The sequence below is a fragment of the Pantoea sp. X-Soil-YNGN-775 genome (assembly GCF_059730575.1).
In genome coordinates, this window is the sequence record NZ_AP035945.1 from 3,335,681 (window position 1) to 3,351,472 (window position 15,792).

Consider the following 15,792-nt stretch of genomic DNA (forward strand, 5'->3'; position numbering starts at 1 on the left):
ATTGCCGCGCTGTGCGGCGTGAGCGCCCCATTTTCCGGTTTTTCACTGTCAGATCACCCGCCCAAACAAATGAAATAGACTTGAACATATGAACAGAAGTATGTCAGGCTGATGCTGAACATTTTTGCGCCTGCTGTTGCATGGCGGGCTGAGCGGGTAACTTGCTGGAGAAGACGATGAAAACGATCGCGATTGGCGCCGATGATGCGGCGATTGAGCTAAAAAACCTGATTAAACGTCATCTGGAAGAGAAGCAGTACGAAGTGGTGGATTACAGCAATGACGCCCGTAACGACCGGCCGATGTATCCGGATGTGGCGTTTGCGCTGGCGACCGCTATCCAGCAGGGAAAATATGAGCGTGGGATTCTGCTGTGCGGTACCGGAATCGGGGTGGCGATTGTCGCCAACAAAGTTCCCGGTGTTCGCGCGGCCCAGTGTCATGACACCTTCTCTGCTGAGCGCGCCCGTAAAAGTAACAATGCGCAGGTGATGACCATGGGCGCACGCGTGGTCGGTCCGGAGCTGGCGAAAACTATCGTTAACGCCTGGCTGGCCTCAGAGTTTGAAGCCGGCGGCTCAAGCGCTAAAGTCGATAAAATTGAGTACTACGAGCAGGCCAGCCTGAATAAATAAGCCGCCTTTGCTGTGCGGGCGAAGTCAGTCAAGCCAGGGCTTCGCCTGATCCCCTGTACCGACACCAGCAGAAATGCGACGCAGCTTTCGCAGGGAAAAGTGTGCCCGCCATGGCGCTGCAGAGCTGAATATGGAGTGAAAAATGACCCCCTTAGAGGCGTTGAAACAGTACACCACCGTGGTCGCCGACAGCGGCGATATCGAGGCGATACGTCGCTATCATCCGCAGGATGCCACCACTAATCCCTCACTGATTCTGAAAGCGGCGACCCTGAGCCGCTACCAGCCACTGATTGAAGAGGCGGTGAATTACGCCAGAACACAGGGCGGCAGTAAACAGACGCAGATTATCAATGCCTGCGATCGGGTGGCGGTCAATCTGGGCGTGGAGATCCTGAAAAGCGTGCCGGGCCGGGTTTCGACCGAAGTTGATGCGCGGCTCTCATTTGACCGCGGCATGTGCGTCACCAGGGCTGAAAAGCTGGTACGGATGTATGAACAGCAGGGCATCGACCGCTCACGTATTCTGATTAAGCTGGCATCAACCTGGGAAGGGATCCGTGCGGCTGAAACACTGGAGCGCAACGGCATTCAGTGCAACCTGACGCTGCTGTTTTCTTTTGCTCAGGCGCAGGCCTGTGCCGAAGCGGGAGTGTTCCTGATTTCGCCGTTTGTCGGACGCATCTCTGACTGGCATCACAGCCGCAATCCGCAGGCGGAATACGCAGCGCAGGACGATCCGGGCGTGGTGTCGGTTCGCAACATTTACCATTACTACAAATCTCACCGCTATCAGACGGTGATTATGGGAGCCAGCTTTCGTAAAACCGAACAGATCCTGGCACTGGCCGGTTGCGATCGGCTGACCATCTCACCTGAGCTGCTGCAGAACCTGGAAAACAGTAACGTGCCGGTGACGCGCCAGCTAACGCCTTCGACGGCGGTGGCGAATCGGCCCTCGCCCCTGACGGAAGCGCAATTTCACTGGCTGCATAATCAGGATGCGATGGCGGTCGATAAACTGGCAGAAGGCATCCGCCAGTTCGCCCTCGATCAACAGAAGCTGGAAGATATGCTCGCCTCACAGCTGTGATCGCAGTCAGGCGGAGAGTCGCTCCGCCTGATTATCCCCGACATACCGACTATCCGACATAAAAATAAATCGCGCAGAAGTGACAGACACAGCCGCCCAGCACAAATCCGTGCCAGATCGCATGGTTAAACGGAATGCGACGCGCGACGTAAAAAATGACGCCGAGCGAATAGATGATGCCGCCGATTGCCAGCAGCCAGATACCGCCGGGTGCCAGCGTCATCGCCAGCTGATACACCACAATCAGCGACAACCAGCCCATGCAGAGATAGGTCACCAGTGACAGCACTTTGAAGCGGTGCGCAATGGTCAGCTTAAAGATGATGCCGGCCAGCGCCAGGCTCCAGATCACTACCATCAGACCGTAGGCCAGCGGCGACCTCAGGCCCACCAGCAGGAAAGGCGTATAGGTGCCAGCAATCAACAGGTAGATGGCGCAGTGATCCAGCTTTTTCAGCCAGGGTCTGGCCGGGCCGTTGGGAATGGCGTGATAGAGCGTCGAGGCCAGAAACAGTAAAATCATGCTGCCGCCGTACAGGCTGTAGCTGGTGATCGCCATGGCATCCGCGCCCGTCTCTCTCGCCTGATTGAGCATTAATACCAGTGCGACAACGCCAAACAGACAGCCCAGTCCATGACTGATGCTATTAGCAATTTCCTCGGCCAGTGAGTAGCCTGCTGTGGGTAAACGCGTGGTGGTCATATGGTGTCCTGAAAGTGAAGCGATACGAAAAAACCGTAACCAGAGTAGCCAACATCGGTTTCGGTGTACAGATGTACGCTGAAATTGATCTGTGAGACCTTGTAACGGGCAAAGAAGCCGATGAATCTGGTAAACTGCCGGCTGGTCAACTGTACAATGAGTCACTCATGTTTTCGCATCGCGATCTCGCCCGCCTTAACGACCTGGAAATGCAGGTTTATCAGTTCATCATCAAACATCGTGAAAGTGTCGGCTATATGACCATTCGCGAGCTGGCCGAGCAGGCTGCGGTCTCCACTACTACCGTGCTGCGCTTTTGTCGCAAGATGCACTGTGAAGGCTGGTCGGAATTCCGTATCCGGCTGCGCTTAACCGAGCAGCAGGCTGTGCCACAGGTTAATACCGCCAGCGTCAATGAGATGCTGAGCTTTTTTAAAAGTATTAATAATGCGGAGTTCGAGCAGATCGTTGCCCAGGCGGCGCAAAAGATTAACCGGGCGGAGCGGGTGTTTTTTATTGGCGTCGGCACCTCAGGCAGTCTGGCAAAATATGGCGCCCGTTTTTTCTCTAACCTGGGGAAATTCAGCCATGCGATTGACGATCCCTATTATCCGGTCAGCCCTGACCTGTATGAAAATGCGATTGCGATTATTTTATCCGTCTCCGGCGAGACCGAAGAGATCCTGCGCATTGCCAGCCAGTTCAGCCTCAACAAGTGCAAAATCATTGCCATAACCAACACCGAGAGCTGCTCGCTGGCGAAAATGAGTGATTTCAGCCTCTGCTATCACGTCCCGATCATTCGGATGGCTGATAATTCAGATATTACGACGCAGGTGCCGGTCACCTATATTATTGAAGCGATTGGCCGCCAGCTGGGTAAATAAAACAGCCTGTTTTTTTGCTGTAACAGATCACATTACTGGCGCGCTGTTATATCGTGACTTTCATTATTGCCTTGCTAAACTCATTCCAATTTCAATATCCGTAATGGGGTGAAGCATGAGTGCAGAATTGCAGTTACCAAAAGGGTTTCTTTGGGGCGGAGCGGTGGCAGCGCATCAGGTTGAAGGCGGCTGGGATCAGGGCGGCAAAGGCGTCAGCATCGCTGATGTGCTGACCGGCGGTTCACACGGCGTCGATCGGGTGATTACCGACGGTGTCCAGCCCGGCAATTTCTATCCTAACCATCAGGCCGTTGAGTTCTACTCACACTATAAACAGGATGTCGCGCTGTTTGCCGAAATGGGCTTCAAATGCTTCCGCACCTCAATTGCCTGGACCCGCATCTTCCCGAATGGCGACGAGCAGCAGCCAAACGAAGCTGGCCTGCAATTCTACGACGATCTGTTTGATGAACTGCTGAAGTACGGTATTGAACCGGTCATCACCCTCTCCCACTTCGAAATGCCCTATCACCTGGTGAAACAGTACGGCGGCTGGCACAACCGCAAAGTGGTCGATTTCTTTGTGCGCTTCAGCGAAGTGGTGCTGAATCGCTATAAGAACAAAGTGAAATACTGGATGACCTTTAATGAGATCAATAACCAGCGTAACTGGCAATATCCGCTGTTTGGTTACTGCTGCTCTGGGGTGATCTTTACCGAGCATGACAAACCTGAACAGGCAATGTATCAGGTGATGCACCACCAGTTTGTCGCCAGCGCTAAGGTGGTCAAACTCGGTCATGCCATTAATCCAGACTTCCGGATCGGCTGTATGATCGCCATGGTGCCGGTCTACCCATTCTCCTGTCATCCTGATGATGTGGTGCTGGCGCAGGAAGCGATGCATCAGCGTTACGTGTTCAGTGATGTGCAGATGCGCGGTTACTATCCGGCCTACACGCTGAAAGAGTGGGCGCGTAAAGGCTATCAGATCGAGATGGAAGCGGAGGACGCCGTCACCCTGCGTGAAGGCTGTGCGGACTACGTCGGTTTCAGCTACTACATGAGTAACGCGGTGAAGACCGATGCCAGCGGCGTGGACGATCCGATCACCGGTTTCGAAGGGGTGGTAAAAAATCCACACGTTAAAGCATCGGACTGGGGCTGGCAGATTGACCCGGTCGGCCTGCGTTACGCGCTTAACGAGCTGTATGAGCGTTATCAGAAGCCGCTGTTTATCGTAGAAAACGGCTTTGGCGCAATCGACAAGCCAAACGACGACGGGGTGATTGAAGATGATTACCGTATCGATTATCTGCGCGCCCACATCGAAGAGATGAAAAAGGCGGTAACGCACGACGGCGTGGAATTAATGGGCTACACGCCATGGGGCTGCCTGGATTGCGTCTCCTTTACCACCGGCCAGTACGATAAACGTTACGGCTTTATTCACGTCAATAAAAACGACGACGGCAGCGGCGATTTCTCCCGTTCGAAGAAGAAAAGCTTTAACTGGTATCAGCAGGTCATCGCCAGCAACGGCGAAAACCTGTAACGGATGACGCCGCGGCTGAAAAGCGGCGGCGCTGTCGGTTAGCGTCCGCCGGCGGCATCAATGATGCTGCCGGTAACGTAAGAGGCCGCCTCACTGGCCAGCCAGACGATCGCTTCCGCCACCTCCTCTGCCTGCCCGCCGCGGCCCATCGGGATCACACCGGCAAGGCGATCAACCCGGTCTGCTTCACCCCCGTCGGCATGCATCTCGGTATAAATGAATCCCGGACGAACTCCGTTTACCCGAATCCCCTGCTGCGCGACCTCCAGCGATAACCCTTTGGTCAGCGTATCCATCGCCCCTTTAGAGGCGGCGTAATCGACGTACTCGCCCGGTGCGCCAAGCCGTGCGGCGGCTGACGAGACGTTAACAATCGCGCCGCCCTGACCGCCGTGATGGGTCCCCATGCGTTTTACTGCTTCGCGGCTGCAGAGAAAGGTGCCGATGACGTTGGTGGCAAATACCTTATGCAGGCGTGCCGCATCCAGCTGCTCAACCCGGCACTGCTGGAACAGAATTCCGGCGTTATTGACCAGCAGCGTCAGCGGCGCTGACTGTTGATCGAGCTGCGCAAACATCGCCATCACCTGGGCTTCATCGGCAATATCTGCCTGCAGCGCAAAGGCCTCGCCGCCCTGCTGCTGAATCTCTCTCACCACCTGCTGTGCTTCAGCCTCGCGCTGGCGATAATTGACCGCCACCCGATACCCTCTGGCGGCCAGTAATAACGCCGTGGCGCGTCCGATACCGCGGCTGCCGCCGGTAACCAGTGCTAATTTCATTTTGCCTCCAGATAAAAAAAGGGCCGACGAATCGGCCCTGCTCAGGTTTGTTTAGCTGCTATACGGTTGGCGTGCGTTACTGATAGTCGCTCATCGGTACACAGGAGCAGAACAGATTGCGATCGCCAAACACATCATCCAGACGTTTTACCGTCGGCCAGTATTTGTTGTGACTGCCCGCCGGGAATACCGCCAGTTCACGGCTGTAAGGATGCGTCCACTCGCTGACGATTTCCAGCTGGGTATGCGGCGCATTCACCAGCGGGTTATCTTCCAGTGGCCATTCGCCCGCCGCGACCCGGTCGATCTCCATACGAATAGAGAGCATCGCATCAATAAAGCGGTCCAGCTCGATTTTGCTTTCCGATTCGGTCGGCTCCACCATCAGCGTGCCCGCCACCGGGAACGACATGGTTGGCGCATGGAAACCGTAGTCGATCAGGCGTTTGGCAATATCCAGTTCGCTGATGCCGGTCTGCTCTTTCAGTGGCCGGATATCGAGAATACATTCGTGCGCCACCCGACCATCACGGCCGGTGTAGAGCACCGGATAGGCCGACTGTAAACGGCTGGCAATATAGTTGGCGTTCAGGATCGCCACTGAGCTGGCCTGCTTCAGCCCTTCTGCTCCCATCATGCGAATATACATCCAGCTGATCGGCAGAATAGAGGCGCTGCCAAACGGGGCCGCGGACACCGCACCCTGCTGGGTTAATACGCCATCGATCTGCACCACGCTATGGCCCGGAACAAACGGTGCCAGATGCGCTTTTACGCCAATCGGCCCCATTCCCGGTCCGCCGCCGCCGTGCGGGATACAGAAGGTTTTATGCAGGTTAAGGTGCGAGACATCCGCGCCAATGTAGCCCGGCGTGGTGATACCGACCTGGGCATTCATGTTTGCGCCGTCGAGGTAAACCTGACCGCCGTACTGATGCACAATCTGGCAGACTTCGCGGATAGTCTCTTCATAAACGCCGTGCGTTGACGGATAGGTCACCATGATGCAGGAGAGTTTGTCGCCCGCCTGTGCCGCTTTCTCACGCAGATCGCCGAGGTCGATGTTGCCCTGCTTGTCACAGGCCACCACCACCACATCCATGCCGGCCATCTGGGCCGACGCCGGATTGGTGCCGTGCGCCGAGCTGGGGATCAGGCAGAGGTGACGGTCGCCCTGATTGCGGCTTTCATGATAACGACGAATTGCCAGCAGACCGGCATATTCGCCCTGTGCGCCGGAGTTCGGCTGCATGCAAAGCGCATCGTAACCGGTGAGCTGCACCAGCCACTGTGACAGCTGACCGATCATCTGCAGATAACCGCTGGCCTGTTCTGCCGGGCAGAACGGGTGCAGTTCGGCAAATTCCGGCCAGGTAATCGGGATCATTTCTGCCGCAGCGTTGAGCTTCATGGTGCAGGAGCCCAGAGGGATCATCGCCTGATTCAGCGCCAGATCCTTTTTCTCCAGGCTGTGCATGTAGCGCATCATCTCTGTTTCACTGTGATGACGGTTGAACACCGGATGGGTCAGAATATCGCTGTGGCGCTGCAAACCGGCGGGAATCGACTGGCTCTCCAGCGCGACTTCGCTGTCGAGCTTATCCAGATCCAGGCCGTGCGCATCGCCCAGCAGAATGGCGAACAGCGCCAGAATATCTTCACGGCGAGTGGTTTCATCCAGCGTGATGCCAACAGCATGGTGAATATCGCTTCGCAGGTTGACGCCAAAGCTCTGGGCGCGGTTCAGCACCGCCGCTTTGTCTGTTACCTCAACCGTCAGCGTATCGAACCAGTGCTGATGACGCAGCGTCAGGCCACCCTGTTTCAGGCCCGCCGCCAGAATGTTGGTAAAACGATGAATACGTGAGGCAATGCGTTTCAGTCCGGCCGGACCGTGGAATACCGCATACAGGCCGGCGATATTCGCCAGCAGCACCTGTGAGGTGCAGATGTTAGAGTTGGCCTTTTCACGGCGAATATGCTGTTCACGGGTCTGCATCGCCATGCGCAGCGCGCTATTACCGGCGGCATCGCGCGAGACGCCGATGATGCGGCCCGGCATTGAGCGCTTATGCTCATCGCGGCTGGCGAAGAAGGCGGCGTGAGGACCGCCGTACCCCATCGGCACGCCAAAGCGTTGCGCGGAGCCAAAGACAATGTCGGCACCCTGTTTGCCTGGCGCTTCCAGCAGAACCAGCGACATGAAATCTGCTGCGACGCTGACCACCACTTTGCGGGCTTTCAGCGTGGCAATCAGCGCGCTGTAATCGTGCGCTTCACCGGTGGTGCCAACCTGTTGCAGCAGCACGCCAAACAGATCGTCATGATCCTGCGCTTTTTCAGCCCGATCGATAATCAGTTCAAAACCAAAGGTTTCGGCGCGGGTCCGCACCACATCCAGCGTTTGCGGATGAATATCATCGGCAATAAAGAATTTGTTGGCGCTTTTCAGCTTGCTGACGCGTCTGGCCATCGCCATCGCTTCTGCCGCAGCGGTCGCTTCGTCCAGCAGCGAGGCCGAGGCGATATCCATACCGGTCAGATCGAGGGTCACCTGCTGGAAGTTTAATAACGCCTCCAGCCGTCCCTGCGAGACTTCCGGCTGATAGGGAGTATACGCGGTGTACCAGCCTGGATTTTCCAGCATATTGCGCAGGATAACCGGAGGGGTGATCACCGCACTATATCCCATCCCGATCCAGGATTTATAACGCAGATTCTGGCTGGCAATCGCTTTCAGTTCAGCCAGCGCCTGTTGTTCCGTCGCCGCTTCACCTACCGCTGGCGGGCCGGGCAACTGAATGTCGGCCGGGACAATGGTGCCGATTAACGCCTCCAGCGAGGGGGCACCAATCGCCTCAAGCATCATCGCTTGCTGCTCGGGTGAAGGACCGATATGGCGCTCAATGAATGCACCGTTGTGTTCAAGCTGGCTGAGAGTCTGGGTCATTAGCAGTAAATCCTGAATCGGGCTGGGGAACAGAAAGTGCAAACAGAAATCTGCGGCCTCTGCGCGAGGCCGCCTGACGATTACTCGTCGATAGAGGCTTTGTAAGCGTCCGCATCCAGCAGCGTGTCAATTTCAGACTCGTCGCTGGCTTTGATTTTGAATAACCAGCCGCCGCCATAAGGTTCGCTGTTGACCTGCTCTGGCGAATCGGACAGAAGCTCGTTGACCGCAACAATCTCACCGCTGATCGGTGCATAGATGTCGGAGGCTGCTTTGACGGATTCGGCGACCGCACACTCTTCACCGGCAGCAAAGGTTGCGCCGACTTCAGGCAGATCGACAAATACCATGTCACCCAGCAATTCCTGCGCGTGTTCAGTGATGCCTACGGTGTAAGAACCATCTTCTTCTTTGCGCACCCACTCGTGGCTGTCGCGGTACTTCAACGTATTCGGCACATTGCTCATTGGCCATTTCTCCTGAATAAAATTTACTGGGCGACCGGTTTACCGGCGCGGACAAAAATCGGTCGGGTAACCTTTACCGGCATCTGGCGGTTACGGATCTCAACGATGGCGGTGTCACCGATACTGGCTGGGACGCGCGCCAGGGCAATGCTGTAACCCAGAGTGGGCGAAAACGAACCGCTGGTGATGATTCCTTCCTGTGGCTGGCCCTGATCGTCGGTAAAGCGCACGGGCAGGCCGTTACGCAGCACGCCTTTTTCGGTCAGGATCAGCCCGACCAGTTTTTCAGTGCCGCGTTCGCGCTGTAACGTCAGCGCTTCACGCCCGATAAAGTCACGGTCGGCCGGTTCCCAGCTCACCGTCCAGCCCATGTTGGCAGCCAGCGGTGAAACGCCTTCGTCCATCTCCTGACCGTACAGGTTCATGCCGGCTTCCAGCCGCAGCGTGTCACGTGCACCGAGACCGGCAGGTTTAACCCCGGCGGCCAGCAGCCGTTGCCAGAAATCGGCCGCCTCTTCTGCCGGTAACGCAATCTCATATCCCGCTTCGCCGGTGTAGCCAGTGGTGGCAATAAACAGCGCCTCCGCCTGCACGCCGAAGAACGGCTTCATGCCGGAGACCGCCTGCCGTTGTGCCTCGCTGAACAGCGTCTGCGCTTTTTGCTGGGCCTGCGGCCCCTGCACGGCAATCAGCGCCAGATCGTCACGTTCGGTCAGCGTAATGCCGTAGCCCTGCGCATGTTCAGCGATCCAGCCGAGGTCTTTCTCCCGCGTCGCGGAGTTCACCACCAGCCGGAAAAAGTCTTCGCTCATAAAGTAAACAATCAAATCATCAATGACGCCACCCGATGCATTCAGCATGCCGGTATAGAGCGCCTTGCCGGGCTGAGTCAGTTTTGCCACGTCATTTGCCAGCAGGTAGCGCAGGAATTCGCGGGTACGCGGGCCTTTCAGGTCAACAATGGTCATGTGGGAGACATCAAACATGCCGGCGTCATTGCGCACCGCATGATGCTCATCCATCTGGGAGCCATAGTGCAGCGGCATCATCCAGCCATGAAAATCCACCATGCGAGCGCCGCAGGCCTGATGCTGTTCAAACAGAGGTGTTTGCTGAGTCATAACCATCCTGTGCAGAAGCGAGTGAGTACCAAACCGCGCCGCAAACCGTGCCGACGCAAACGTTCTCTTTAAGCTGACGTTACCACCGAACCTGGCGATTCACCATAAGCAAACCGGGGTCGAAAGCTGATGCACAGCCTAACCAGGAATAATCACCGGCAGGATAAAAAACTGCGATTTTGTGATTAATCGCGCAATAAATGTAGGGAGGTTAAATATACGCAGCAAATTTATGCGAGAAGCCGTTCAGGATGTTAAAAAAATGCCGTCGCCGACAAGTCACCAAATAAGAAAAAGTAATGCGAATTGAGCGGCAAAATTAGAATAAATCAAACGAGGGGCGATAGTGGTGCGGCACTGCCTTGTGATGGTGCAGAGGGGTTTCAGACAGAAAAAAAGCCAGCAAATGCTGGCTCAGAAGCGGGTCAGATCGGGGTTCAGCGTAGCCACGCCGGCAGGTCATTCAGGCCCATCGCCTGCTTCAGCATCCGCGGTTTAACGCCCGGCAGGCTGTCTGCCAGCTTCAGGCCGACATCGCGCAGCAGTTTTTTGGCCGGGTTGTTACCGGCAAACATCTCGCGGAAGCCCTGCATGCCAGCCAGCATCAGCGCGGCGCTGTGCTTGCGGCTGCGTTCGTAGCGGCGCAGATAGAGGTGCTGTCCGATATCTTTACCCTGCTGATGCAGTCGGCGAATCTCACCGATCAGTTCCGCCGCGTCCATAAAGCCCAGGTTTACGCCCTGCCCTGCCAGTGGATGAATGGTGTGGGCCGCATCCCCGACCAGCGCCAGACGATGTGCGGCAAAATTACGCGCATAGCGCGCCGTCAGAGGAAACGATTTACGCTCGCTTTCCAGCTGGCACAGGCCGAGCCGCATATCAAACGCCACCGACAGCTGCTGATTGAATAACGCTTCCGGCATGCTCTCCAGCCGGCTCGCCTCCTGCGGTGACAGCGACCAGACAATTGAGCTCAGATGCGGGTCCTGCATCGGCAGGAAAGCCAGAATACCGTCGCCATGGAACACCTGACGCGCAACCGCATCGTGCGGCATCCCGGTGCGGACGTTAGCGACCAGCGCGTGATGATCGTAATCCCAGAAGGTCAGCGGGATATCGGCTTTGTTACGCAGCCAGGAGTTAGCTCCGTCAGCCGCAATCATCAGGCGCGCGGTTAACATGCTGCCATCCTGCAGGGTAATAAAGGCTTCGTTATCGCCAAACGCCACCTGCTGCAGCTCGGCAGATGCCATCAGCGTTACGTCGCTGCAGGCGCTGGCGCGTTGCCACAGGGCGCGATGAATCACCGGATTTTCGATAATATGGCCCAGGTGAGACAGCCCCTGCTGTCGATCGTCAAAGGCGATGGTACCGAAACTGTCCTTATCCCACACTTCCATACCGTGATACGCACTGGCACGCAGCGAGAGAATGGTCGACCAGACATCCAGCTTCTGTAGCAGACGCTCACTGGCCGCATTGATGGCCGAGACGCGAATCGAGGGTGTCTCACTCAGGCTGACTGGCGGCTCGGGAGATTTTTCCAGTACCGCGATGCGCAGTCCGCTGCCCTGCAGGCCACAAGCCACTGCCAGTCCGACCATACCGCCACCGGCAATCACCACATCAAAAGTTTGCATCAAAGCCTCTTTATTAACGCTTAACCCAGCCAAGCGTGCGCTCAGCCAGTTGATTTCGTAGCCACGGCAGATGATCCATCGCCAGCAGACCCAGATTACGCCCGATGACCAACGGCGTATGACGGTTGGCAAAGATACGCACTAAGCCGTCGGTAATACCGATGGTCGCGGCGCGATCCTGCTCACGGCGCTGCTGATAATGTTGCAGTACCGCATAGCTGCCGGGATCCTGTTGCTGTTGATGGGCTGACGCCAGCGTCTCGGCCAGCGACATTACGTCACGCAGGCCAAGGTTAAAGCCCTGTCCGGCAATCGGGTGCAGCGTCTGCGCCGCATTGCCGACCACCGCCACACGATGTGTGACCGGCTGCACCGCCCGTTGCAGCGCCAGCGGGTAGTATTCCCGCTGACCGGCATGGGTAAATTTGCCCAGCCGCCAGCCAAACGCCCGCTGCAGTTCACTGAGGAATTCGGCTTCGCTCCAGCGCGTGAGCGCGTCACGCTGTGACAGCGGATGGCACCACACCAGCGACAGGCGATTCCCTGACATCGGCAACAGGGCCAGCGGACCGTGCTCGGTGAAGCGTTCAAACGCCTGCCCCTGATGTGGCAACGCCGTAGTGACGTTGGCAATCAACGCCAGCTGCTGATAGTCATCGGTTTGCCACTGAATGCCGCAGGAGGCGGCCAGCGCGGAACGTGAGCCGTCTGCCGCCACCAGCAGATCGCCGTTAAGCTGCTCGCCATTATCAAGCGTTACCCTGACCTGCTGCTCGCTGCGGCTGGCCTGCGTAACGCGAGCCGGACAGCGCAGGGTGACGCCCGGCGCTTTTTTCAGCTCGGCAAACAGACGTTGTCCGACATCGAACAGTTCGACCACCTGCCCCAGTGCCGGAATGTCATAGTCAGCCGCCGCCAGCGAGACAAATCCTGCATGACCGCGATCGGAGACGTGAATCCGGGTAATCGGCGTGGCGCAACCGGCAATGCGCTGCCACAGGTTGATATCGGCCAGCTGCTGGCAGGTGCCCGCCGCCAGCGCAATGGCGCGACCGTCATAGCCGGGATGCGCCCGGCTGGCGGGCTCGCTGCTTTCAATCAGCGTCACCGGCAACCGGCCCTGGGTCAGATGGGATAGCGCCAGCGCCAGCGTTGCGCCGGTCATGCCGCCACCGGCAATCAGAATACTCATGCTGTTTTTGCCGCCGCCATTAATGCTTCGATCGCCGCAGCGTCCTTCACCACGCTGTCGGTCAGATTTTCATTGCCGGTTTCGGTGATCAGAATGTCATCTTCGATACGAATACCAATGCCGCGATATTCTGCCGGTACATCGGCATCCGGCGCGATGTAGAGACCTGGCTCAATGGTCAGCACCATGCCCGGCTCTAGCACGCGATCGCGGCTGGGCGTGCCATAATGACCGACATCATGCACATCTAACCCCAGCCAGTGGCTGAGGCCATGCATATAAAACTGGCGATGCGCCTCTTCGGCAATCAGTGTGTCGACCTCACCCTGCAGCACCCCCAGTTCAACCAGTCCGCTGACCATAATCTGCACCACTTCATCATTCACTTCGCGGATGCTGATCCCCGGACGGAACAGGCTGAGCGCGGTATACAACGAGGTCAATACGATGTCATACAGTGCGCGCTGCGGGGCACTGAACTTGCCGTTAACCGGGAAAGTACGGGTAATATCACCGGCATAGCCGTGGAACTCACAGCCAGCGTCGATCAGCACCAAATCGCCATCACGCAGTTCGCTTTCATTCTCGGTGTAGTGCAGGATGCAGCCGTTTTCACCGGCGCCAACGATGGTGTTGTAGGCGGGAAAGCGCGCCCCGTGGCGATTAAATTCGTGATGGATTTCGCCTTCGAGCTGATATTCAAACATCCCTGGGCGGCAGGCCTGCATCGCGCGGGTATGGGCCAGCGCGCTGATTTCGCCAGCACGGCGTAACAGCGCAATCTCATCCGCATCTTTGAACAGGCGCATCTCATGCACCCATGGACGCCAGTCGGTCACCGTCGCCGGTGCGCTAAGATTCTGGCGGAAACCGCGGCGCAGTTTATCCAGCGCGTTAAACACCAGCGTGTCAGCTTGCGCATATTCACCCTGCGCGTGGTAAACCACATCCAGACCGTTGAGCAGCAGGTGCAGTTGCTCGCCAATATCGTTCCACGGCAGGGCGCGATCGACACCCAACGTTGCCGGTGCCGCATCCTGACCCAGACGACGCCCGAACCAGACTTCTGCTGTCAGATCGCGCACCCGGTTAAACAGGACGCTATGGTTGTGCGTTTCATCACTTTTAATCAGCACCAGCAGCGCCTGCGGCTCGTTGAAGCCGGTGAAATACCAGAAGTCGCTGTTTTGACGGAATGAGTATTCAGTGTCGTTGCTGCGCGTCACTTCAGGCGCGGCAAACAGCAACGCGGCGCTGCCAGGAACCATTTTCGCTAACAGCGCCTGTCGACGCTGCTGGAATCTGTCCAGTGAAATCATCTCTGCACTCCCTGTAATCTGACCTGTTTAAACTGACCGGGTGACCCGTTATCGTAAGCTTAGTGTAGTGTCGGTTTCTGGACTTCTGGCGCGGTCGGCTGTGGACGGGTAAAGGTATCGTGGCACAGCAGCGCTGCAACACGGACATACTCAATCACCTCTTCCAGCGACTGCTCCAGCTCTTCCTGATCTTCATCTTCTTCGTAACCCAACTGGGCGATGGTGCGTAAATCATCAATCGCCTCACCGGTTTCGCCAGTGACTTTATCCAGTTTAGGCTGTGTCACGCCAAGGCCGAGCAGAAAATGATTCACCCAGCCGGCCAGCGCGTCGGCGCGATCGAATACCGTGATGTCATCATCGCTGGGTAACAGCAGCTGAAACAGGAATCCCTCATCTTCCAGGGTGGTGGCGATATTTTCATGCAGTGCCTGTAACGGCATCGACAGGCTTTGTGAAAACGCCATGCCTTCATTGGCCAGATCGTGCACCAGAGTCTTCCAGCTGGGGTCCTGATTGCCGCCGCACAGGATGCCGCTCAGCAAGCCGTGCATTTCTGCGGGGGTCATTCCTACGCCCTGCTGTGAGAGCGCCGCCGCCAGCGCGTTGTAATCGGGGGTTGCGTTCTGTAAGGACATAAGTTTTCATCGTCGTTGGCAGAATAAGTTCGTGTTATGCTACCACTAGCTGCCTCAAGGTTTCCAGAAAAGGGGTTGTAACTTATTTCGCGGGTCTATATAGTTGCCCGCCTCCCAAGCCATTGACTGCTAAGGGAGTTGCGGGCGAAGTAATCAGTCAGGAAGGTGGCATGTCTGCACAACCGGTAGATTTACAAATTTTTGGTCGTTCGTTGAGAGTGAATTGTCCGCCTGAACAGCAAGATGCGCTGAATGCAGCGGCTGAAGATCTCAATCAACGGTTGCAAGATCTAAAAGTTCGCACTAGAGTCACCAATACAGAACAACTGGTGTTCATCGCCGCGTTAAACGTCTGCCACGAGCTGGCGCAAGAGAAAGTGAAAACGCGCGATTATGCTGCTAATATGGAACAGCGTATCCGTATGTTGCAGCAGACGATTGAACAGGCACTGGTTGAGCAAGGTCGCATCTCTGAGCGTGAGGGTGCGAAGTTCGAATAAAACTTCATGGTTGCTATACTCAGGCAACGGTGAGGTAAATTTTCTCTGAGATGTTTGCATGTGGGCCAGTCCCCTGAGCCGATATTTCGAAAAAACAGAATGTGACGCTCTGTAACCTGTGTGCATGCTCGGTTCGTCCGAGAAGCCTGATGGTTACGACGGCATGTTCACCTTGAACCAAGGGTTCAAGGGTTACAGCCTACGGCGGCATCTCGGAGATCTCTCTTCTGTAGTTCCAGCTAAAGTTCCCAGAGTAGTTCCCTGCGCGTCCCCTTGCGGTACCGGTATTTTCCCCGACTGTCATGTTATA

General features: G+C 56.6%; 14 protein-coding genes and 1 other RNA gene. 6 read left to right on the top strand and 9 right to left on the bottom strand.

What is annotated here, in order from left to right; genetic code table 11:
• The first annotated feature begins 176 nt into the window (after positions 1-176).
• Together rpiB and tal are read left to right on the top strand one after the other, a co-directional pair.
• A complete protein-coding gene (rpiB, locus tag AC6I8I_RS15505; RefSeq protein WP_312758454.1) occupies positions 177-635 on the top strand; it encodes a ribose 5-phosphate isomerase B in 459 nt (152 codons plus the stop codon).
• A 142-nt stretch (positions 636-777) separates the two neighbouring features.
• Complete coding sequence (tal, locus tag AC6I8I_RS15510) at positions 778-1,728, top strand: transaldolase (RefSeq protein WP_497828044.1); 951 nt, start codon at positions 778-780, stop codon at positions 1,726-1,728.
• Positions 1,729-1,777: 49 nt separating this feature from the next.
• Here the strand turns inward: tal and trhA are convergent, their stop codons facing one another.
• Positions 1,778-2,431, bottom strand: coding sequence for a PAQR family membrane homeostasis protein TrhA (gene trhA, locus AC6I8I_RS15515; RefSeq protein WP_312758458.1), 654 nt, complete (start codon positions 2,429-2,431; stop codon positions 1,778-1,780).
• Between the two features lie 167 nt (positions 2,432-2,598).
• On the opposite strand from trhA, the gene AC6I8I_RS15520 reads away from it, so the two are divergent.
• Both AC6I8I_RS15520 and AC6I8I_RS15525 read left to right on the top strand, forming a co-directional pair.
• On the top strand, positions 2,599-3,318 hold the full coding sequence (locus AC6I8I_RS15520; protein ID WP_312758460.1) for a MurR/RpiR family transcriptional regulator: 720 nt from the start codon (positions 2,599-2,601) through the stop codon (positions 3,316-3,318).
• A gap of 115 nt (positions 3,319-3,433) precedes the next feature.
• The gene (locus AC6I8I_RS15525; RefSeq protein WP_312056007.1) at positions 3,434-4,873 is read left to right on the top strand and encodes a 6-phospho-beta-glucosidase; all 1,440 of its coding nucleotides are present in this window, start codon (positions 3,434-3,436) and stop codon (positions 4,871-4,873) included.
• A 38-nt stretch (positions 4,874-4,911) separates the two neighbouring features.
• Here AC6I8I_RS15525 and AC6I8I_RS15530 read toward each other — a convergent pair whose 3' ends face one another.
• The 8 genes from AC6I8I_RS15530 to AC6I8I_RS15565 form a co-directional block, all read right to left on the bottom strand.
• Positions 4,912-5,655: an SDR family oxidoreductase gene (locus AC6I8I_RS15530; protein ID WP_312056006.1), complete on the bottom strand. Its 744-nt coding sequence runs from the start codon at positions 5,653-5,655 to the stop codon at positions 4,912-4,914.
• Positions 5,656-5,731: 76 nt separating this feature from the next.
• Positions 5,732-8,605, bottom strand: a complete 2,874-nt coding sequence (gene gcvP / locus AC6I8I_RS15535; protein WP_497820464.1) for an aminomethyl-transferring glycine dehydrogenase — start codon at positions 8,603-8,605, stop codon at positions 5,732-5,734.
• An 80-nt stretch (positions 8,606-8,685) separates the two neighbouring features.
• A complete protein-coding gene (gene gcvH / locus AC6I8I_RS15540) occupies positions 8,686-9,072 on the bottom strand; it encodes a glycine cleavage system protein GcvH (RefSeq protein WP_312056004.1) in 387 nt (128 codons plus the stop codon).
• A gap of 23 nt (positions 9,073-9,095) precedes the next feature.
• Positions 9,096-10,193 (bottom strand): glycine cleavage system aminomethyltransferase GcvT, encoded by a 1,098-nt coding sequence (gcvT, locus tag AC6I8I_RS15545; RefSeq protein WP_497828045.1) that lies wholly within the window; start codon positions 10,191-10,193, stop codon positions 9,096-9,098.
• A 437-nt stretch (positions 10,194-10,630) separates the two neighbouring features.
• Positions 10,631-11,833 (bottom strand): FAD-dependent 2-octaprenylphenol hydroxylase, encoded by a 1,203-nt coding sequence (ubiI, locus tag AC6I8I_RS15550; protein WP_497828046.1) that lies wholly within the window; start codon positions 11,831-11,833, stop codon positions 10,631-10,633.
• 13 nt (positions 11,834-11,846) lie between these two features.
• Positions 11,847-13,025, bottom strand: a complete 1,179-nt coding sequence (gene ubiH, locus AC6I8I_RS15555) for a 2-octaprenyl-6-methoxyphenyl hydroxylase (protein ID WP_497828047.1) — start codon at positions 13,023-13,025, stop codon at positions 11,847-11,849.
• Positions 13,022-14,344, bottom strand: coding sequence for a Xaa-Pro aminopeptidase (pepP, locus tag AC6I8I_RS15560; RefSeq protein WP_312056000.1), 1,323 nt, complete (start codon positions 14,342-14,344; stop codon positions 13,022-13,024). Before pepP ends, ubiH begins: the two co-directional genes overlap by 4 nt.
• A gap of 59 nt (positions 14,345-14,403) precedes the next feature.
• Positions 14,404-14,982: a YecA/YgfB family protein gene (locus AC6I8I_RS15565; RefSeq protein ID WP_031375757.1), complete on the bottom strand. Its 579-nt coding sequence runs from the start codon at positions 14,980-14,982 to the stop codon at positions 14,404-14,406.
• 170 nt (positions 14,983-15,152) lie between these two features.
• Between AC6I8I_RS15565 and zapA the strand changes: the two genes are divergently transcribed.
• Complete coding sequence (gene zapA / locus AC6I8I_RS15570) at positions 15,153-15,482, top strand: cell division protein ZapA (RefSeq protein WP_031375758.1); 330 nt, start codon at positions 15,153-15,155, stop codon at positions 15,480-15,482.
• A 39-nt stretch (positions 15,483-15,521) separates the two neighbouring features.
• Positions 15,522-15,705: non-coding RNA, 6S RNA (ssrS, locus tag AC6I8I_RS15575), on the top strand.
• Positions 15,706-15,792 lie beyond the last annotated feature (87 nt).